At 60.2% G+C, this 18,311-nt stretch carries 19 protein-coding genes; 8 read left to right on the top strand and 11 right to left on the bottom strand.

The features are described 5' to 3' along the window. The first annotated feature begins 3 nt into the window (after positions 1–3). From BBX50_RS04820 to BBX50_RS04805, 4 genes are all read left to right on the top strand, one after another. Entirely contained in the window at positions 4–1,230 is a 1,227-nt protein-coding gene (locus BBX50_RS04820; protein WP_065774181.1) for a glycosyltransferase family 4 protein, read from the top strand. A gap of 213 nt (positions 1,231–1,443) precedes the next feature. Continuing rightward, complete coding sequence (locus BBX50_RS04815) at positions 1,444–2,562, top strand: glycosyltransferase (protein ID WP_065774180.1); 1,119 nt, start codon at positions 1,444–1,446, stop codon at positions 2,560–2,562. Positions 2,563–2,932: 370 nt separating this feature from the next. Then, the gene (locus BBX50_RS04810) at positions 2,933–3,784 is read left to right on the top strand and encodes an ATP-binding protein (RefSeq protein ID WP_065774268.1); all 852 of its coding nucleotides are present in this window, start codon (positions 2,933–2,935) and stop codon (positions 3,782–3,784) included. 282 nt (positions 3,785–4,066) lie between these two features. Further along, positions 4,067–4,978 (top strand): NAD-dependent epimerase/dehydratase family protein, encoded by a 912-nt coding sequence (locus BBX50_RS04805; protein ID WP_161490847.1) that lies wholly within the window; start codon positions 4,067–4,069, stop codon positions 4,976–4,978. Positions 4,979–5,226: 248 nt separating this feature from the next. On the opposite strand, the gene BBX50_RS04800 is transcribed toward BBX50_RS04805, so the two are convergent. After that, on the bottom strand, positions 5,227–5,637 hold the full coding sequence (locus BBX50_RS04800) for a 4-oxalocrotonate tautomerase family protein (RefSeq protein ID WP_065774179.1): 411 nt from the start codon (positions 5,635–5,637) through the stop codon (positions 5,227–5,229). A 108-nt stretch (positions 5,638–5,745) separates the two neighbouring features. Between BBX50_RS04800 and BBX50_RS04795 the strand changes: the two genes are divergently transcribed. Beyond that, positions 5,746–6,609 (top strand): LysR substrate-binding domain-containing protein, encoded by an 864-nt coding sequence (locus BBX50_RS04795; protein ID WP_065774178.1) that lies wholly within the window; start codon positions 5,746–5,748, stop codon positions 6,607–6,609. An 18-nt stretch (positions 6,610–6,627) separates the two neighbouring features. On the opposite strand, the gene BBX50_RS04790 is transcribed toward BBX50_RS04795, so the two are convergent. Continuing rightward, entirely contained in the window at positions 6,628–7,377 is a 750-nt protein-coding gene (locus tag BBX50_RS04790; protein WP_065774177.1) for an SDR family oxidoreductase, read from the bottom strand. Positions 7,378–7,736: 359 nt separating this feature from the next. Between BBX50_RS04790 and BBX50_RS04785 the strand changes: the two genes are divergently transcribed. Next, positions 7,737–8,795 carry a GNAT family N-acetyltransferase gene (locus BBX50_RS04785; protein ID WP_065774176.1) on the top strand — a complete coding sequence of 353 codons (1,059 nt, stop codon included), beginning with the start codon at positions 7,737–7,739 and terminating at the stop codon, positions 8,793–8,795. Positions 8,796–8,900: 105 nt separating this feature from the next. Here BBX50_RS04785 and BBX50_RS04780 read toward each other — a convergent pair whose 3' ends face one another. The 6 genes from BBX50_RS04780 to BBX50_RS04755 form a co-directional block, all read right to left on the bottom strand. Beyond that, on the bottom strand, positions 8,901–9,980 hold the full coding sequence (locus tag BBX50_RS04780; RefSeq protein WP_065774175.1) for a glycosyltransferase: 1,080 nt from the start codon (positions 9,978–9,980) through the stop codon (positions 8,901–8,903). Position 9,981: 1 nt separating this feature from the next. Continuing rightward, a complete protein-coding gene (locus tag BBX50_RS04775; protein WP_065774174.1) occupies positions 9,982–10,893 on the bottom strand; it encodes a Gfo/Idh/MocA family oxidoreductase in 912 nt (303 codons plus the stop codon). 5 nt (positions 10,894–10,898) lie between these two features. Next, positions 10,899–11,453 (bottom strand): dTDP-4-dehydrorhamnose 3,5-epimerase family protein, encoded by a 555-nt coding sequence (locus BBX50_RS04770; protein WP_161490846.1) that lies wholly within the window; start codon positions 11,451–11,453, stop codon positions 10,899–10,901. A gap of 203 nt (positions 11,454–11,656) precedes the next feature. Continuing rightward, positions 11,657–12,436: an ABC transporter substrate-binding protein gene (locus tag BBX50_RS04765; RefSeq protein ID WP_065774172.1), complete on the bottom strand. Its 780-nt coding sequence runs from the start codon at positions 12,434–12,436 to the stop codon at positions 11,657–11,659. Positions 12,437–12,564: 128 nt separating this feature from the next. Further along, entirely contained in the window at positions 12,565–12,960 is a 396-nt protein-coding gene (locus BBX50_RS04760) for a VOC family protein (protein ID WP_065774266.1), read from the bottom strand. Positions 12,961–13,044: 84 nt separating this feature from the next. Beyond that, complete coding sequence (locus BBX50_RS04755) at positions 13,045–13,953, bottom strand: DMT family transporter (protein WP_065774265.1); 909 nt, start codon at positions 13,951–13,953, stop codon at positions 13,045–13,047. A 456-nt stretch (positions 13,954–14,409) separates the two neighbouring features. On the opposite strand from BBX50_RS04755, the gene BBX50_RS04750 reads away from it, so the two are divergent. Then, a complete protein-coding gene (locus tag BBX50_RS04750; protein WP_065774171.1) occupies positions 14,410–15,492 on the top strand; it encodes a DUF475 domain-containing protein in 1,083 nt (360 codons plus the stop codon). A 138-nt stretch (positions 15,493–15,630) separates the two neighbouring features. Next, positions 15,631–15,906 (top strand): hypothetical protein, encoded by a 276-nt coding sequence (locus BBX50_RS04745; protein ID WP_065774170.1) that lies wholly within the window; start codon positions 15,631–15,633, stop codon positions 15,904–15,906. A gap of 96 nt (positions 15,907–16,002) precedes the next feature. On the opposite strand, the gene BBX50_RS30400 is transcribed toward BBX50_RS04745, so the two are convergent. The 3 genes from BBX50_RS30400 to BBX50_RS04740 all read right to left on the bottom strand — a co-directional run bounded on the left by BBX50_RS30400 (position 16,003) and on the right by BBX50_RS04740 (position 18,307). After that, complete coding sequence (locus tag BBX50_RS30400; protein ID WP_139108282.1) at positions 16,003–16,170, bottom strand: hypothetical protein; 168 nt, start codon at positions 16,168–16,170, stop codon at positions 16,003–16,005. A 292-nt stretch (positions 16,171–16,462) separates the two neighbouring features. Then, a complete protein-coding gene (locus BBX50_RS30395) occupies positions 16,463–16,630 on the bottom strand; it encodes a hypothetical protein (RefSeq protein ID WP_110881099.1) in 168 nt (55 codons plus the stop codon). A gap of 159 nt (positions 16,631–16,789) precedes the next feature. Continuing rightward, the gene (locus BBX50_RS04740) at positions 16,790–18,307 is read right to left on the bottom strand and encodes a tripartite tricarboxylate transporter permease (protein WP_065774169.1); all 1,518 of its coding nucleotides are present in this window, start codon (positions 18,305–18,307) and stop codon (positions 16,790–16,792) included. Positions 18,308–18,311: the final 4 nt, after the last annotated feature.

Raw genomic sequence — 18,311 nt, 5'->3', positions numbered from 1 at the left:
TGCATGTTGATCGATGCGAGCGACTATCCTCCGCTCAAGCAGCCCGCGCAGCAATGGGGGGCTGCGGCCAAGAGTGCGGCTGTTGCAGGAGCCACCCCGAAACAGCGTATCGCCGTGCTGTCCAGCTACAGCCGCTCTCTCACCAATTTTCGGTTGGAGCTTTTGCGGCGCCTGGTTGAAGCCGGCCATTCGGTGGTGGCTGTTGGCCCCGAGCAGGACGAGGAGGTTGTCAATCAGCTTGCCGGGATCGGCGTTGAATTCGTTCAGACGTCGATGGCGCGGACGGGGCTCAACCCCCTTACCGATTTGGCAACGCTGTGGTCCTACTGGCGGCTGCTCCGAACGCGCAAGATCGATGTCGTGATCCCCTACACGATGAAGCCGATTGTCTACGGCGGCATCGCGGCGCGCCTTGCCGGCGTCAAGAGGCGCTATTTTCTCGTGACCGGCCTCGGCCACGTCTATTCCGACGCTGCGAGCAAGCGTTGGCTCGGCCGCCGCGTCAAGCAGATCAGTATTCTGCTTTATCGGTTGGCGCTAAAAGGGGCTGGTGGGGTCTTTGCCTATAACCGCGCGGATACGGCGGATATTGCCAGCTGCGGGCTGATGTCCGATCTTCGGGATCTGACGCTCGTGCCGGGCTCGGGCGTGGACCTCGACCACTACGCCTTCTCGCAGCCCCCCGTCGGCCGGCCGGTCTTCCTCCTCATCGCCCGGCTACTGAAGGATAAGGGCATCATCGAATATGCCGAGGCCGCACGCCTGGTGCGCCAACAATACCCGGAGGCGGAATTCCGCCTCCTGGGGCAATACGATCCGAGCCCTGCTGCGATCTCCGCCGACACCATGGCGGGCTGGGTCAAGGACGGAAGCTTGACCTATCTTGGGGAAACCACCGACGTGCGACCCCATCTTGCCGAGTGCAGTGTGTTCGTTTTGCCGTCCTACTATCGCGAGGGTATCCCGCGCAGCATTTTGGAAGCGATGTCGACGGGACGGGCGATCGTTACGACCGATCTGCCGGGTTGCGACGAGACGGTTAGAGACGGCGTCAACGGCTATCTCGTCGAGCCGCGGAACGCCAGGCAGCTGGCGGAGGTGTTGTGTCGTTTCCTCAAAGCCCCCTCGCTCGTGGCGGAGATGGGGCTCAGATCTCGTGAACTGGCGCAGTCGAAATTCGACGTGCATGCCGTAAACAAACTTCTTCTTGATCGTATGGCATTGCTCTGAGGGACATGATCCCGCATTTTTCGAACAGTCGCCAAGGCTCGTCAACCGCAGAAGTAGTGCCATGTGGGCACTCACCATGCTGTTGCCGGCGCGAACATCTTGTTTGGAAACGGACTAGCCGCAATATTAAACTTATATGTCAGTTATTGTTGTTGAAGTGATCATTGCTATGCATAATCGCGTTCGAAGAATATTTGGGGCGATTGTCTTACTATGGCGGGCAGCGTCGTTCATATCATCAACGACCTCAACGGAAACGGTGGTGCCGAGCGCCTGGTCGTGGAAATGGCGCAGCGGCAGACCCGCTTCTCCGCAACCGTGATCGTTTGGAAGGGAGCCAACAACGAACTGCTGGACGACGCGGCATTTTCGGCAGTGACGATCATTGTTGTGAAACTGTCGAGCCCGCGTTCAATTACCAGGGCATGGCACGCGATGCGGACGGCGGATCTGGTTCACGTCCACCTTTTTCCGTCGCTCTACTTCTGCGCGCTCCTTCCTTTCCGAAAAATCTATACCGAGCACAACACGTGGAACCGCCGAAGGGCAAGGCGCTGGCTGCGCGGTGTCGAACGGTGGATCTACGGTCGCTATGATTGCATTGCAGCCATTAGCGAGCCGGTGCGCGCGCACCTGTCCGCGTGGCTCGAGCCAATGGCCGCGAAGATCCACATCATCGAGAACGGCGTTTGCCTGGAGCGGTTTGCGTCGGCCCGCGATCGCGGGCGAGGACAGGACGGTCGGTTCTATATCGGGATGGTCGGAAGTTTCACGGACAAGAAGGATCAGGAAACGATCGTGCGGGTGTTGCCCCGGCTGCCTGACAATGTCCATGCGGTCTTCGCCGGCGTCGGCAGTCGCCGCCCCATCGTCGAGGAGCTGGCCAGGACTTTGGGTGTTCGCGAACGGGTCCATTTCTCGGGCCTGGTCCGGGATATTCCAGGCTTCCTGAGCCGCCTCGATCTTTACGTTCAATCCTCCCATTGGGAAGGGTTCGGAGTGGCCGTGGTCGAAGCAATGGCTGCCAGCTTGCCGATTCTGGTCAGTGATGTTGGCGGACTGGCGGTCGTTGTCGACAATGACGACTATCGATTTCCGGCGAAGAACGATATCCGCTTGGCTGACCGCATTCGCGAACTTGCCGACAGCGAGGAAAAATATCACGACGCGATGGCCTATGCCCGGAGCCGTGCGCAATGTTTCTCAATCGAGCGAACCGTTTCTGCCTACGAGGACCTCTATGATCTGATCAAACTGGGTCCGCGGGCGTTGATTGCCGCTGGTGCAGACGCTGGTGCCCGGCAATGCCGCAGTTCCTCGCGGCCGTCCTAGGCAATGAGCGCCTTTCCTCTCGGTGGCGTCACGGGTTGGGAACAGAATTTCGGAGCTGGGCTTTGTGCCGCGCGACACGTTCATGAAGCGGCACACGTCTTGTTGGATGGGACCACTTGGCCAAAATTGATCGAAATGAACTTGGAATCTCCAAGGGAGTTGATATCATTATGCTATTGTTTTCGAATATAATGAAATTGTCAGTTGTTGTTTTCAAGTTTTGGAAGCCGATGCCGGCCAGTTCTATCTCAAAACCGTTGTAGCAGGCGCCGAACCTTCCTTCTGGAAGGAGGGTGGCATTTGCGTGAGGCGTCTACAGACATGCTTCGGTTCGAGGTGCCGGCGGGCATAACTGCGCAGGTATCAGATGATGGTGATGAGTGCCCGGCAATTTTATTCGGGAAATGACGGCTCGACGGATCGCGCTCGGGAGTCGGAGTTCTTTGCAAAGCTGAAGATGCGAAACGGCACGTTCAAGCTGACGCAGCCGTCCCGGTTTCGTGAGTTGGAAATCGCGTTCAGGCCGGTCCTTTCAGAGCGGGCGGCGCAGTTGCGCGACGTGCTCGACGTCGGCGTTTCCACAGGGGTCACGACGGTCGAGCTACTCAGGTACCTGGAAACATGCGGATCGACGCCAAAAGTGACCGCAACCGATCTTTTCATTGATGCCCATATTGTCGAAGTGGCGACTGGCGTTCGCGTTCTCGCCGATCCCGAGGGCTGGCCGCTGCAATACGATGTCGCCGGTCTCGCGATCCGGCCATGGATACGCCGACTGGACTATGTATCGCTCGCCTTCATCCCGCGCCAACTCGCGAAAGCCATGCTGCAGCCGCGCTTGCGCGCGCTGATCCGCAGTGGCAAGAGCGAACCGGTGCAGATGATCACCCGCTCGTTGTCGCGCAACGATTCCATCGAATTCGTGGAAGACGACATCATGCGGCGGTCGCCCGATTTCACCGGACGCTTCGATCTCGTTAGAGCGGCGAACATTCTCAACAAGAGCTATTTTTCGGCCGAACAGATCTGTTCGGCCGTGGCCAACATCCGCTCCTATCTCAAGGGACGCGGCAGCCTGCTGATCGTCACGCGGACGAACGAAAAGGGCGAAAACCGCGGTACGATTTTCGAAGTCGGCGCGGACGGTTCGTTCGCCGCGCTGATGCGTGTTGGCGGCGGATCGGAGGTTGAGGATCTTATCCTTGGCCATCAGGAGCCTTGAAGGGCGCCCTGCGTGTCACGCGCGCCATTTTTTCATCTGCGAGCACGGTGGCTCCACCCGTTCACAAGCGCTGTGATGCGCGAGGAACGGTAAACCGGGCCATGCGAACCTTGACGGCACGAGAGCCGCCAGCGAGGATTGCAATCGAAACGGAAAGAGGTTCGCTCACGGACGTGATTGGTCAGCGCCAGTTTCGTTCATGAACGGCTCGTCGGCTCCGGCGCCCACCACATCTATGGATCCAGATGCCTCGTCGAGATGAGGCGTCGTGAGGGAAATGTCTTGAAACGGGTATTGGTTACCGGTGGAGCCGGCTTCATAGGCGCGCACTTGGTGCGAAAATTGCTGCAATTGGGATATGGCGTCACTGTTCTCGATGACTTGAGTTCAGGGAAGCGGGAGAATGTTCCAAATGCGGCTACCTTTGTTGAGGGTTCAATCCTGGATAGTGGGTCCGTTCGTCAGGCGCTTGCCGATGCCGACGCCTGTATCCATCTGGCGGCGGTCTCTTCGGTGGAGAGATGCAAGCGGCAATTGACATCGTCGCATGCCATCAACCAGACTGGCTTCCTGCGGATCATTGAGGAACTCACGCTTTCGCGCAGCGCCCTGCCGCTTGTCTATGCATCCTCGGCGGCGGTTTATGGAGCGAGCCAGGATTTGCCACTTTCAGAGCATGGCAACTGCGCACCTCTCTCGCCCTATGGTGCCGACAAGCTTTCGTGCGAACTGCATGCACGCGCGGCCTATGAGGTCTATGGCATCTCGACCATGGGCTTGCGTTTTTTCAACGTCTACGGACCGGGGCAGGATCCCGCATCGGCGTACTCGGGCGTCATCGCAAAATTCGCTGAAGGCCTGAAGCGTGGTGAAGAGATCACGATCCATGGCGACGGTTACCAGACTCGCGATTTCGTCTACGTCGATGACGTCGTCGGGGCATTGGTCCAGGCGATCGGCCGCTGGCAAACCGGGGCCAGCATCATCAACGTCTGCAGCGGCGTCGAAACGTCGATAAACGATCTCGCACGGATCATGATCGAGGAAACCAACGCCCGCTCCGGTATCAGGCACGTCGACGGTCTGCTTGGCGAAGTCAGGCGCTCAAAAGGGAGCGTGCATGCGTTGAACGCGAAACTCGACTATCAATGCCGAACGGATCTCCGCACCGGGCTTGCGCGACTGCTGCAGTAAGTTCGGCGACCATTCCGTCCGAAACGCCTCGGCGAAGCGACCTAAGTGGCTTCATTGAAGGACAGCCCCACATGCCCCTGCGCATCTCGGCCCTGCAAATCGCCGCGGCACTGCCAGGGGGCGCGGGATTTGCAGGAGGTCGAGCGTTAGCGGTGGTTTGCGTGCTTCCCTCTGAGAAGGCGCGGCTGCGCCCTCACTGCCTCTAAATAGTCTGACTGACGATGCTGCGGCTCGCCTCTGTGCGCGGCCTAAATGCCCGACTGAAGCTTGCCACTGATGTAGCGGAACTCCTGTGTCTTGCCGCCATAGCCATAGGCCGCAGCCGAAACCTCGTGAACGAGGACGTAGCTTTCGTGGTGCAACCTGCCGAGCAATTGTTCGAAACGGCCGAAGATGGCTTCGAGGTAGCCCGCCATTTCCTGCTTGGTATTGGTTCCGTCGACGACCTTGATGTCCAGCCAGAAGCTGTTGGCGTTCTGCTCGGCAAGCGACTTCCCGCCCGCAAACCAATGCTCTGGATCCGCGTAGTTGACGACGATTGCCGTTATCGTCGGATCCTTGCGCAGATGGGCAGCGGTCAGTTCGCTGACCGCTGAAGCAATCCGCGACGAGAGAGTGGGGTCGGCCTTGCCGCTGACGATGATGTTGATGATGGGCATTTGATGTTCCTTTCAAGCTTTCTCTGTTTGTGTGAGCCCAATCTGCCACCGCGGTGCATTAGATAAAATCGAATTGTTTTGAACATACAGTTCGATTATAGTGAAGCTATGGAAACGTTTGACCCCGACCTGCTGCGCACCTTTCTCGCCTTTGCCGAAAGCGGCTCGCTTGCGCATGCGGCGTCAACCGTCGGGCGGACGCCTTCTGCTGTTACGGCTCAGATGCAGCGCCTGGAGGCAATTGTCGGTGAACCGCTGCTGGCGCCATCCGGCCGGGGGCGTATTCTCACGGCGGCGGGAGAGGAGCTGGTCGTTCACGCCCGGCGAATACTTGACGTTCACCGCGATGCCTGGCTGAGCCTCAAGGGCTCCAGGGCCGATGGCCGCCTGTCGCTCGGCTGCACCCAGGATTTTGCCGACAGCAACTTGCCGGATCTTTTGCGCCATTTCGGCCGCACCCATCCGCGTGTACGCCTGGATCTGAGAGTGGGGCGCTCGCGCGAACTGACGGCCGCCTACGACCAGGGACTGATCGAGGTGCTGATCGTGATGAGGGAGGCGGAGACGTCCGACGAGCTGGCCATCCTGCGCGAGCCGATGGTCTGGCTTGCGGCGTCAGTCGAACCACCGGCTGCTGACGACGAACTGCCGATTGCCGTCCTCGATCCGCCCTGTGGCTTTCGCTCCGCGGCAACGGCGGCGCTTGAGGAGGCTGGCCGTCCCTATCGCCTTGCGGCAACCAGCCCGAGCCTCTCCGGCCTGCGCGCCGCCGTTCGAAGCGGCATTGCCGTCACGGCGCGGACCCTACGGTTCCTAGGTGACGGAGTATCAGTCGCGCCCCAGACGCTCTTGCTGCCGGCGCTGCCGTCCGCGGAGTTCAGCCTGCGTCTTAAGCCAAAGGCGGACAAGGCGGCGTCGAGCCTTGCATCGCTTCTCGCCGACGGTTTGCCCGGCCGTGCCGACCGGAGCTGACTTGCTCCGACCTAAGACCTACATCTGTGCGGTCATGCCGCCGTCGACGGTCAAGGTCGTGCCGTTCACGAAGCTTGCGGCAGGAGAAGCCAGGAAGACGGCCGCCGGAGCGATCTCTTCCGGCCGCCCCCAACGCTTCAGGGGGATCCGCACATCCACGAAAGCCTTGAGCGCCGGGTCGGTTACAAGGGCTGCATTGGTCTCGGTCGCAAACCACCCTGGCGCGATTGCGTTCACGGTCAGTTTGTCGGACCCGAGCTCAACCGCGAGCGAGCGGGTGAGGGCGTCAAGGCCTCCCTTGGCCGCCGTGTAGGCGGGATCGCCCGCGCGCGCGGTGGCTGCGGCGATGGAGGTAACGAAGATCAGTCGCCCGGAGGACGATCGGCGAAGATATGGGAGCGCGGCGCGCGCCATCGCGTATGCCGCCGTCAGATCGGTGTTGAGGACGGCGGAAAAGGATGCGGGGTCCATGGCATCCGTACCACGACGATCGCGTTCGCCCACGGCGTGAAGTAGAATATCGAGCGCGCCGGTCTTCTCGACAGCGGCAGCAACAATCGATTCCGCGTCGGTTGCAACGTCGCCGGGGACGATATCGATTTCGATGCCGTCCCTCGCGACCCGGTGACGCACCGTCTCGAGCGCTTCTCGGCTGCGGCCGTTGATCGCAACGGTGGCGCCGGCCCTGGCAAGCGCCTTGGCCATTTCGAGGCCGAGTCCGCGCCCGCCGCCAGTCACCAGTGCCGTTTTCCCCCTGAGGTCGAACATAGCGGTCTCCGATGTTTTGCCGTTTCCAGCCTGAGGCTATCTCAATCTTGCGCAAGAACTTTTCTAGCGCCTGCCTCCGCATTCGCCAACGGGGAATAGGTTGAAGGGCCGTCCACCGCTGGTAGACGACGTGATCGCACCGCTGAAGCTACCGTTAAGCGCTTGCGCCGCACGGTCCGGTTGCTTACTCAAAAACCGCAATCGCGCCCAATCTTAGGCGCGCAAGAAGAGAGGTAACAAGATGGCAGTTTCCAACGCCGTGTGCCGGTGGGCTGATGCCGGTGTGACTTGGGACGAACTGCTCGTCCTCTCTCTTTCTTCGGGCGGCAGGAACACCTGCCGCAACAGGATTGCATTTCATGCTTCAACTCGAGCCAAAGGCCTATTCGACCGCTCACTCCCTCTTGAATGACCTATCCCGCGTCCATGTAACTGTCCCGGCGGTCCTCGACGGTTCGATCGACGGCGACATCTGGATCGACCGTCCGGTGGAACCGCGTGTCGCGCTGCTTGCGAATGGCGGCGCCTATTATCTGGCGGGGTCGCCGGAGCAAGCTTCCGGCAGCGTTGCGGCCTTGAAACGCCTGATCCCGGCATGGGCCTATTTGTTCGTCGAGGACCGCTGGTCCGGTCGTCTCGATGATATCTGGTCCAATTCCTTCGCCTTGCCGCATCCGTGCATAAGGCTCGGACTGTCGGGAGCCCACCGCACAGGCGTGGCCGCCGCGCTGCCGGATGGCTTTCACCTTGCACGGATCGATCAGGTGCTGCTCGACCTTGATCCCGGTAACCTCGATACCGTGACCGATCTCATGGATGGGTGGCATTCGTCCGAGCTTTTCCTGAAAAAGGCCGTCGGCTTTTGCGTGCTTCACGACGGATGCATCGTCAGCCATTGCGCGACCGACAGTGTCAGCGGCAAGCGTTGCGAACTCGGTGTCGGCACTGAGGCTCGCTATCGGCGTCTCGGGCTTGCAAAGGCGGCAGCGATCGCGACGGTTGCAGAATGCGTCAATCGCGGCGTTCCCGAGATCGAATGGCATACGCACGCCTCGAACAAAGGTTCGATCGCAACGGCCAAGGGCAGTGGTCTTACCGAACTGGACAGACATATTGCCTTCAGCGGCAATCTGCCGGCCGAGAATATCGGCGATCTCGATTTGGCGACGTGCCGCGACTGGGCGCAGCACCTGGAACGGGCCAGCGGTCACATCGGCTGGTACCGGTTTCATGCGGCGGGCGCCTGGATGCTCGCCGGCGAACGCTCTCGGGCACTCGCCAACCTCCGCCAGCTCGTCGACGGTGGCTGGGAAGGCGAGGCCGAGTGGCTCGAAGGCTACTGGGCCATACAATCGCTCGTCGACGATCCCGAATTCCAGGCGATCGTAGCACGGCAACGCGCAGCCAACGGCGATTGAGAGATGGCCGGCCGCGCTGCATGCAGCGCGGCCGGATCCACACGGAGGTTCCCAGTAGGAGCTGTGTTGCTCGATGCTGGGCTGAGCCGCGAAGCGGCGGGCCTATTAAGGCTCGCGGCGCTCGAATTTGCGTTCAATCCATCTCAATGGTGCGGTAATTGCCCACGACCTAGAGCTTTTAAGTTCTGTGAGCCTTGAGATCGCGTCCAAGCGAAGGCGATCAAGACGATCGACATCGTGTGCAAGCTTCTGCCTCTCGGCGTCAAAGCCAGCAACCAACGCCGAAGTTTGCTCGAGGTGCTGCTGCTCTAGACGCCGGTTCTCCTCCTGGAGCCATTCCTCAGTGACCTTCAAATGGAATGCCGCGGCGACCTTTGCCTGTCGCAGTTCATTCCGTTCCGTGTCCGCCTCTCGGTACTGTTCTTTGAGCTGTTGCCAGACAGCTCTCATGGCGCGCTCTTGATAGATCAATAGCTGGTTTGGAACCGTCAGTGCCCGAGTAACGGCTGCGTTTTCTTTTGCACGGTCAGCGGTCTCGATAGATTGGCGATGGTGGGCACTCAACTTTAGGCACTGGACCGAAAACGAAGTGCCAAACGTAAGGCTCTCGTGCTGGAGAAATTTTCGCCACATATGCAGATCAGTCCAAAGGTCAGGCGGTGCTGGGCTCCAACCGATAGGCAATGAGCGATAGGCGGACAGGCGGTAACCTGCGACAGACGGGCCAAAAAAATTCCAGGGTCCTGAACACATGCGCTGGCGTGTTGCCTTGTCAGCGAGGTCGTCTATGTGAACAGCGATAGAACCGTCCGGCAAGAGTTCGGCCTGCAGCAGATTGCCGAAGTCGACCGTTTCGAGAAGACTGCCGAGAACCGCCAGATGGTCGGGAAACCACAGGTCATCGTCGCCTATCTGTGCGACCAAAGGGGCGCGCGCTTCGCGCAAGGCCACGTCTCGATGCACCTCTCCGTGTCGCTCGCCTTTTTCGAATGCGAAAACCCGTATCTGCCGATGCCGCTCTGCAAGCTCCTTGGCGCAAGCTACAGTCGCGTCAGGGGCACCATCACAGACTATGAAGAGCTCGAAGTCGGCATTCGACTGCGTCAGAACGCTCTCAACGGCAAACGGAAGCAATTCCGGCGAACGGTGTATCGGCAGCAATACTGTGAAGAAGGGGCGAGCCATTCTAAACACCTGCTAGGTGTCGGAGAGCTGTCACGCGCTCGACGAAAAGCAGCCCCTCCTTGGCGGACGATCGAGGGGCGGGACCGCCGCGAAGATGTTCCACAAACGCGCGCAATTCCCGCAACAGCGGGTATTCGGAATCGACATGCTCATGTATGGGCTTCGATGCGTTGACGCCCGGCATGCCCTCGGCGATGAAGATGCGGTCGTCGTAGGAATCCGCGAGCTGGGCGCTCGCCTTGCTGCCGATGACAACCACCGAACGTCTGGAAACGGGATGCTGGGCCGATACTTCCATCGTGACGTGGCATGTTTCTGCAGAACCCGCGAGTACGGCGATCAAGTTCGAATGACCCTGGCCTGGCACAGTCGCGATGGCCGATCGAGCCGGCGGAAGATATCCGAGTATCTCGTAGGCAATACTCAGATCGTGAGGCAGAAGGATCCAGATCGCATCGACATCCCTATGGGGATTGTCCCAGCCCAGGCGAAACGTGCGTATGCCCAGGATGTCGCCGAGGGCACCGGATTTGGCCCGCGCAGCAAGTGCCTCGACGCCCGGATGATATCGCCATTTATCCATTACGAAGATGCGCTCGCCAGCGCGCCTTACGAGTGCCTGAGCCTGCTCAAGGTTGTCGGTCAACGGTTTTTCAACGAAAATCGGGCGCTCGCGCGACGTAAGTTCAGATAGAACCGAGGCGTGCGTGACGGTTGGCGTGGCGACAACAAATCCGTCTACCTGAGGCAGAAGCGAACAGTCGCCGCAAACGGACGCTGCGCCTTTCGCCATTGCCTCGGCCCTGCTGGCAGCAGAAGGAACGGCGACGTGTACCTCCGCACCCAATGCCCGCAAGTCGCGAAAGATGTGCTTTCCCCAACGTCCATAGCCAACCAGACCGATAGAAGTCATTGTCTTCACTTCGCGTTTTGAGTGTGCCGTTTCACAAGCTGGTCCCGCATCTCGTCATAGGACGAGGCGAGCTGATCCCGGCGCGACAGTTTCGGCATCCTATTTGGCCAGGCAAGGCGCAATTCGGCCTCATCGAAACGGCAGCCCAGCTCGTCCGATTCATCCCAATAGTGGGAGACCGCGTACATGTGAATTGATGGCTCGGGAAAATAGAACCCGTGGCAGACACCGGGCGGAACGGTGACCGCAGTCGGGTTCGCTGCATCGAGGACGAGCATGGTCGAGAGCCGATCCTCTGGCGCATTCGGCCTGCTGTCGTGCAGGCCCAGCAGCATTCGGCCGCTTACCACGAGCAGATAGTCAGTGTGGGTGGCGTGTACGTGAACGCCTCTCAGCACATTGGCTTCGCTCCTGACCACGTTCCACTGGACGGGGTCACACCCTGCCGACCATTCCCTTCTAAAGGCCTCAAGGAACACGCCACGGTCGTCCTTGTGCGGAAGCAGGGAATGAAGCTGAACACCCGGTGGTAAAATCTGCGGAGAACTGGAGAGATACATAAAGCCCGCGCCCATATTAGTACGAAATCAATCGCACACGTCTGGGTGATCGAACAAGTTGATACTGAGTTGCTGCACAAGCAAACATGAAACTTCGTACCTTTGGCCGGCGCGCCAGCCATGGGGCGCTCCGGCCAAGGGTATGGCGCTCTTCCCTTCAAGGAGATATCCGGTCGTCCGGGCGGCCGGAGCGGATAATCATCTCACTTCATCGTGTAGACATCGATCGTGAAATACTTGTCGTTGATCTTCTTGTAGGTGCCGTCGGCGCGGATTTCCTCGAGCGCCTTGTTGAGCTTTTCGCGCAGTTCGTTGTCCTCCTGGCGCACAGCAATGCCCACGCCTTCACCGACGAATTTCTTGTCGGTGATCGGCTCGCCTATGAGTTCGCAGCAGCCTTTGCCGTCAGTGTTCTTCGTCACCCAGTCGAGCAGCGGCAGCATGTCGCCCACCTGGAGGTCGAGGCGGCCGTTGACCATGTCGAGGTTCGCCTCATCCTGGGTCGGGTAGAGCTTGATCTCGGCATCGGGGTAGGTGGCGGTGATGTAGTCGGCCTGGGTGGTTCCGGACTGCGCGCCAATCACCTTGCCCTTGAGCGCTTCGTTGGTGAACGCGGTGATGCCGGCGCCCTTCGGTGCGGCATGCGTCATGGCGGCCAGATAATAGGGATTGGTGAAGGCAACCTGCTTCTTGCGCTCTTCGGTGATGAACATCGAGGCGATGATGAGGTCATACTTCTTGGCAAGCAGACCGGGAATGATGCCGTCCCAATCCTGGGCGACCACTTCGCACTCGACCTTCATGCGTTCGCAAAGCGCAAGGCCGATATCGACGTCAAAGCCGCCGATCTTGCCGGAGGGGTCCATGAAGTTGAAGGGCGGATAGGCGCCTTCAGTGCCGATCCTGATCTTCTCTGCGGCGCTCGCCGAAGACGCGGTTGCCGCCATGATGGCGAGCATGACTGCTGCGATCTGTTTTTTCATTCGCGTTCCCCTTGTTGCGCATCATTCTTGATGCTTCCGGGGAAGACTAAGTCGCGCTGCCCTATAAGCGAAATAGATAGGCGCGATAATCGCTATTGTTTTGATTGATTGGTGAAGTCGGCCCGGGGTTACTTGTAGCGACCGTGGCGCTGCAGCACCTCGATCTTGTATCCATCCGGATCAACAAGGAAAAAGAAGCGCGCGAGCAGAACGTCATTCCGGTTGAAGGCGACGATCTTGCCCGGATTGAGACCGGCCTCGGTCAGGCGTTGGTGTTCGCCATCAAGGTTATCGACCGACAGCGCCAGATGACCATAGCCATCACCGAGCGCGTAGGGTTCGGTTCGGTCCTTGTTGACCGTCAGTTCAAGCTCGAAGTCGCTTTCCTCGTTGCTGAGATAGATCAGAACGAATGTTCCGAAGTCCAGCCGCTCGGCGATTTTGAGCCCCAGGGCCGAGCAATAGAAGTCGACTGATCTCTTCTCGTCGAGAACCCGGATCATCGAATGGATCGCCTTGGCCACCTGCATCTCCTTCAAGCTTGAACGTCGGCGGGGTAGCAGAGAGCCGCCGCCGATGGAACCCTGTTTGGCAGGCGAGGAAAAACGTTAGGTCCTTGCTGTCCGCTTCTTCAACTGCTGTTCGCGAAAGAAGATGAAGAGGCCCGACGCGACGATCAGGGCCGCACCGATAATGACCGTCGGGCGGGGTGTATCGTCGAAGAAGAACCAGCCGAAGACCACCGCCCAGAAAAGCAGTGTGTATTGCAAGGGCACGACGGTTGCGGCATCGGCGAGCTTGAGCGATCGGTTGACCAGGATATGCGCCAGCATCGCGACAATACCAAGCATGCCGAGTTGCAGGAGCGCTTCCCCATCGACCGGCGCCCAACCGGCAGGGTTGGCGGCCACGCCGACGAGCGAGAAGACGAGCGCGCCGACGATCTGCCAGAAAACCAGCGTCGTGTCCGGCGTTGAGCGGAGTGTGCGCCCGAGCATCAGCGCGAAGGCAAAGGCGGTGCTGCCGGCCAGCGCGATCAGCGCGGGCAGGCCAAGGCTCTCCTTCGACGGTTCGAGCGCGATCAACACGCCGGCAAAACCGATGAGGATGGCTGTCCAGCGCCGCCAGCCGACCTTTTCGCCAAGAAGAAAAGGCGAAGCTGCCGCAACATAGATCGGCGCAGCCAGCCAATAGGTCATCGTGTCGGCAAGCGGCATGTAGGCGACCGCGAAATAGAAGGCGGAGGCATCGATCGCAAAGAGCAGCGAGCGAAGGGCCTGCAGACCCGGTCGCTCGACCTGAAACATCGAGCGCAGGCCACGCCTGAGAATGAACGGCGACAGGAACAGGAGCGCCGCGACGCTGCGGATCACCATCAGCTGGCTCACCGAATAGGTCGCGACCAGCCATTTGCCCATCACGTCGTTCAACGAAAACATCAGCATGCCGAGCAGCATGATGAGGACGCCGGTCCGGGCGGCGTTCGGAGCGGATGCGGGAGCGGTAATCACGGTCATGGTCAGGACTTTCAGAAAGCTGGGCACCCCATGCCACACTCTGCACGGCCGATCCATCGCGCTCTGCAGATGATTCCATAAGTTTTACGAATGAATAGGCCGCGCGATTTGCGCGGTTTCTTGCTTAAGGGAAAGGCGATGGCGGCAACCGTTTGGTGATCGCCGGCGAAAGCGCAAGCGGCCCCTTGACGTTCCACCCCACGCTGCTAATTAGGAAAGCACTCCCGCGCTTCAGACATCGGACCGCGGGATGAACACTGGTGCCGGGCCCCTCTGGCGAGAGTTTTTACGGCGCTCTCGTGATGTCGGTACCGCCAGCAAATTAGCCGGCGGATTAGCTCCAATGAAAACTGATCTCATGCCTCACGCATGTGCCCCTTCGGCCGTGCGCATTTCCGTTTTGAAACCGCATTTCTTCACCGAATCCGGTGTCATCAGAGCCAAGGAGGCCCGTCGATGACGCAGCCTCAATCGCACACGAGCGCGCTCGGCTATTTCACCTGGGCCTTCATTGTCACGGCAGTGGGCCTCGTGCTCGGCGCCTGGCTCGGCTGGCAGTCGACCGGAACCATCGGTGGTATGGCCTCGGTCTTCTTCATCTGCACCGTGCTCGCGGTGCTTGAAATCTCGCTGTCCTTCGACAATGCGATCGTCAATGCCAACAAGCTCAAGGACATGACGCCGGAGTGGCAGCATCGATTCCTGACCTGGGGCATCATCATCGCCGTCTTCGGCATGCGCATCGTCTTCCCGCTTTTGATCGTCGTCATCGCTGCGAAGATCGGACCGATCGAAGCGATCGTTCTGGCGGCAAGCAAGCCGGAGGAATACGCGCGCATCATGAATGACGCGCATCTGCCGATCGCCGCTTTCGGCGGTACCTTCCTGATGATGGTCGGCCTGACCTACTTCTTCGATCATGAGAAGGATGTGCACTGGATCAAGTGGGTCGAGACCAAGATGGCCCGCTTTGCGACCATCAAAGGTATCGAAATCGCCTTCGTTCTGGCGCTCATCCTTGGCTTCTCCACCCTGCTCGAACCGGCAGATGTGCACACCTTCGTCTATTCGGGGATCTATGGTCTTCTGACGTTCCTGGTTGTCGAGGTGGTCGGCGGTCTGCTCGATGCCTCGCAGGAAACCATGAGTGCGGCGGCAAAGGGTGGCTTCGGCGCCTTCCTTTATCTGGAAGTGCTCGACGCCAGCTTCTCGTTCGACGGCGTCATCGGCGCTTTCGCGCTGACGCAGAACCTCTTCATCATCGCGATCGGCCTTGGTATCGGCGCCATGTACGTGCGCTCGATGACGATCATGCTGGTGGAAAAGGGGACGCTCAGCGAGTACCGCTACCTGGAGCACGGTGCGTTTTACGCGATCCTGATCCTCTCGGTCGTCATGTACTTCCAGACGCTGGTCCACATTCCGGAAGTGATTACCGGCCTTGGCGGCGCGGCGCTGATCGGCATCTCGCTCTGGTCGTCGATCCGTTACAACAAGCGCGAACGCGAGGAAGAACTGGCGGGCGCGCACGCGGAGTAACGGCTTCGCCCAGCGGCGTATGCTCGATTATCTTCGCACAGTATAGACGGTCTGGTGGAAACGCCGGGCCGTTTTTTGTTGGGCTGTCATTGTCCCTCTTGCATTGCCAAACCGCGCGGCGCACCGGATAAACAAAACATGCTCGCCGATGATTTAAGGAATGTGCTCGAGGAGCTCTATAAGGCGGGTGCCTATCGGGTGCCGGCCGAAGAGATCTACTGGCCGCAGGACTTACACGCGACCGTGTTCCGCGCCCTCAACATGCAGTACATCACGCGCAGAGAGGTTGGCGACGGGCGCGTCGAGTTCTCGCTGACGCAGGCCGGTTACAAGGCGATAGATGCCGAGATACCTTGGTCCTACATCCTGCGCCGGCGCTTGCGCGCGTTCTTTTCCTTCGGCAGTGGGCGCTAGCCAGCCTCAAACGCGCAACGGCCCGGCGATCCTTCGATCCCGAGCCGTTTGATCCTTGGGAGGATAAGGCGCGCCTTTGAGGTGCGCCGGAAATTGTTAGCCGCGGCGTGTGTCCGGGAAAGTCGCCGGGTCGATGCCGAGCGTGCGCAGGTCGCTTGCTTTCGGGCGGCGGTGACCTTCGACAGCGGCGGCGGCAGCGCTAGCAGCGCCGAGAACTGCGAACGCACGGCCGATGAAACCCTTGTTATAAGTTGTGGTAGCCATCTTCTTGCTCGCTTTCGTTTTCTCTTTGATGAGTAAAAGATGGGGTTTCGCTGCTCTTTTTGCAATGCACTATTGGACACTTCAGCTATGCATGGGAAGCGGGCTCGATGCGGCGCCGAGCCGGTCCTTTCGTGCATGAGAACAGCGAGGCGAAGCACGCGTCCAGGGTTGATGTGAACGTCCCTGGCTGGTTTCCCAAGCCTCAAACGCGCAACGGCTCGGCGGTCCTGCGACCCCGAGCCGTTTGATCCTTGGGAGGATAAGGCGTGCCTTTGAGGCGCGCTGGAATTTGTTAGCCGCGGCGCGTGTCCGGGAAAGTCGCCGGGTCGATGCCGAGCGTGCGCAGGTCGCTTGCCTTCGGGCGGCGGTGACCTTCGACAGCGGCGGCTGCAGCGCTGGCAGCGCCGAGAACTGCGAACGCACGGCCGATGAAACCCTTGTGATAAGTTGTGGTTGCCATCTTCTTGCTCGCTTTCGTTTTCTCTCTGATGAGCAAAAGATGGGGGCTGGCAGGTCATATTGCAATGCACAATCCGGCAGCCCAGCCATGCAAAGGAAGCAGGCCCGGTCGATAGTCAAACCGACCGAGCCTGCTGATAGGCCTTGGGAGGAGGCGCTATTAGTCTTCGCTGGCAGCGAGCTGCGAGAGCACTTCGCCGCGGCCACGGGCCCTAAGGATCAAGGGCACGATCAAAGCCGCAGCCGCGATGAGCAGGAGCACGGCGGCGATCGGCGAAGTGATGAGTACCGAGTAGTCACCCTGGCTGATCGCAAGCGCCCGGCGCAGCTGCTGTTCGGCAAGCGGGCCAAGGATCAGGCCGACAACGACCGGTGCGATAGGGTAGCCAAAGACACGCATGGCGTAGCCGAGCAGACCGAAGGCGAGCAGCATGCCGAGTTCGTAGACCGACGGATTGGCGCCGATGGTGCCGAGCGTCGCGAACAGGAGAATGCCCGCATAGAGCCAGGGCTTCGGGATGGTCAGAAGCTTCACCCAGAGGCCGATCAGCGGCAGGTTGAGCACCAGCAGCATGAAGTTGGCGATGAGCAAGCTGGCGATCAGACCCCAGACAAGCTGCGGATTGGTGGCAAACAGCAACGGACCAGGCTGAAGGCCATACTGCTGGAAGCCAGCGAGCATGATCGCAGCCGTCGCCGTGGTCGGAAGCCCGAGGGTCAGAAGCGGCACCAGCGTACCGGCAGCCGAAGCATTGTTCGCCGCTTCCGGACCGGCAACGCCTTCGATCGCGCCATTGCCGAACTCTTCCGGATGCTTGGTCAGGCGCTTTTCCGTAGCGTAGGACAGGAAGGTGCCGATTTCCGCCCCGCCAGCCGGCATGGCGCCGATCGGGAAGCCGATGAAGGTTCCGCGCAGCCACGCTTTCCAGGAGCGAGCCCAGTCGTTGGCGCTCATCCAGATCGAGCCGCGCACGGCCTCGACCTTGTCCGGCCCCTTGTCGCCCTGGGCGGCAATGAACAGCGTTTCGCCGATCGCGAACATGGCAACGGCAAGCGTCGTCACTTCGATACCGTCAAGCAGCTCAGGAACGCCGAAGGAGAGGCGAGCCTGGCCGGTCAGCTGGTCGATGCCGATGACCGCAAGCCCGAGGCCTACAAACAGCGACGTCAGACCGCGAAGGGTGGAGTCGCCGAAGGCAGACGAGACGGTGACGAAGGCGAGCACCATCAGCGCGAAATATTCTCGCGGACCGAAAACCAGGGCGAGCTTGACGATGTAAGGCGCGATGAAGGCGAGGCCGAGCGTGGCGATCAGGCCGGCGACGAACGAGCCGATTGCCGCGGTCGCAAGCGCAGGGCCGCCGCGTCCGGCGCGGGCCATCTTGTTGCCCTCGAGCGCGGTCACGATCGACGAGCTTTCGCCGGGCGTGTTCAGAAGGATCGAGGTTGTCGAACCGCCATACATGCCGCCGTAATAGATACCGGCGAACATGATCAGCGAGCCACCCGGGTCAAGCCGGTAGGTAACCGGCAGCAGAAGCGCCACGGTCAGTGCCGGGCCGATGCCGGGCAGGACGCCAACGGCCGTGCCGAGCGTCACGCCGATCAGCGCATAGAGCAGGTTCATCGGCTGGGCAGCAACCAGCAATCCCTGCAGCAGGAAGTCAAAAGTAGCCATGGTC

The sequence above is a fragment of the Ensifer sp. LC11 genome, assembly GCF_001695835.1.
Classification (GTDB): domain Bacteria; phylum Pseudomonadota; class Alphaproteobacteria; order Rhizobiales; family Rhizobiaceae; genus Ensifer.
The sequence above is the reverse complement of the archived record's forward strand: the minus strand, read 5'-3'. Positions and strand labels throughout refer to the sequence as shown.

Excerpts from the sequence above, each read along its gene's own strand:
- BBX50_RS04820 (WP_065774181.1), top strand. The coding sequence starts at position 4 with ATGTTGATCGATGCGAGCGACTATCCTCCGCTCAAGCAGCCCGCGCAG.
- BBX50_RS04815 (WP_065774180.1), top strand. The coding sequence starts at position 1,444 with ATGGCGGGCAGCGTCGTTCATATCATCAACGACCTCAACGGAAACGGT.
- BBX50_RS04810 (WP_065774268.1), top strand. The coding sequence starts at position 2,933 with ATGGTGATGAGTGCCCGGCAATTTTATTCGGGAAATGACGGCTCGACG.
- BBX50_RS04800 (WP_065774179.1), bottom strand. The coding sequence starts at position 5,637 with ATGCCCATCATCAACATCATCGTCAGCGGCAAGGCCGACCCCACTCTC.
- BBX50_RS04795 (WP_065774178.1), top strand. The coding sequence starts at position 5,746 with ATGGAAACGTTTGACCCCGACCTGCTGCGCACCTTTCTCGCCTTTGCC.
- BBX50_RS04790 (WP_065774177.1), bottom strand. The coding sequence starts at position 7,377 with ATGTTCGACCTCAGGGGGAAAACGGCACTGGTGACTGGCGGCGGGCGC.
- BBX50_RS04785 (WP_065774176.1), top strand. The coding sequence starts at position 7,737 with ATGCTTCAACTCGAGCCAAAGGCCTATTCGACCGCTCACTCCCTCTTG.
- BBX50_RS04780 (WP_065774175.1), bottom strand. The coding sequence starts at position 9,980 with ATGGCTCGCCCCTTCTTCACAGTATTGCTGCCGATACACCGTTCGCCG.
- BBX50_RS04775 (WP_065774174.1), bottom strand. The coding sequence starts at position 10,893 with ATGACTTCTATCGGTCTGGTTGGCTATGGACGTTGGGGAAAGCACATC.
- BBX50_RS04770 (WP_161490846.1), bottom strand. The coding sequence starts at position 11,453 with ATGTATCTCTCCAGTTCTCCGCAGATTTTACCACCGGGTGTTCAGCTT.
- BBX50_RS04765 (WP_065774172.1), bottom strand. The coding sequence starts at position 12,436 with ATGAAAAAACAGATCGCAGCAGTCATGCTCGCCATCATGGCGGCAACC.
- BBX50_RS04755 (WP_065774265.1), bottom strand. The coding sequence starts at position 13,953 with ATGACCGTGATTACCGCTCCCGCATCCGCTCCGAACGCCGCCCGGACC.
- BBX50_RS04750 (WP_065774171.1), top strand. The coding sequence starts at position 14,410 with ATGACGCAGCCTCAATCGCACACGAGCGCGCTCGGCTATTTCACCTGG.
- BBX50_RS04745 (WP_065774170.1), top strand. The coding sequence starts at position 15,631 with ATGCTCGCCGATGATTTAAGGAATGTGCTCGAGGAGCTCTATAAGGCG.
- BBX50_RS30400 (WP_139108282.1), bottom strand. The coding sequence starts at position 16,170 with ATGGCTACCACAACTTATAACAAGGGTTTCATCGGCCGTGCGTTCGCA.
- BBX50_RS30395 (WP_110881099.1), bottom strand. The coding sequence starts at position 16,630 with ATGGCAACCACAACTTATCACAAGGGTTTCATCGGCCGTGCGTTCGCA.
- BBX50_RS04740 (WP_065774169.1), bottom strand. The coding sequence starts at position 18,307 with ATGGCTACTTTTGACTTCCTGCTGCAGGGATTGCTGGTTGCTGCCCAG.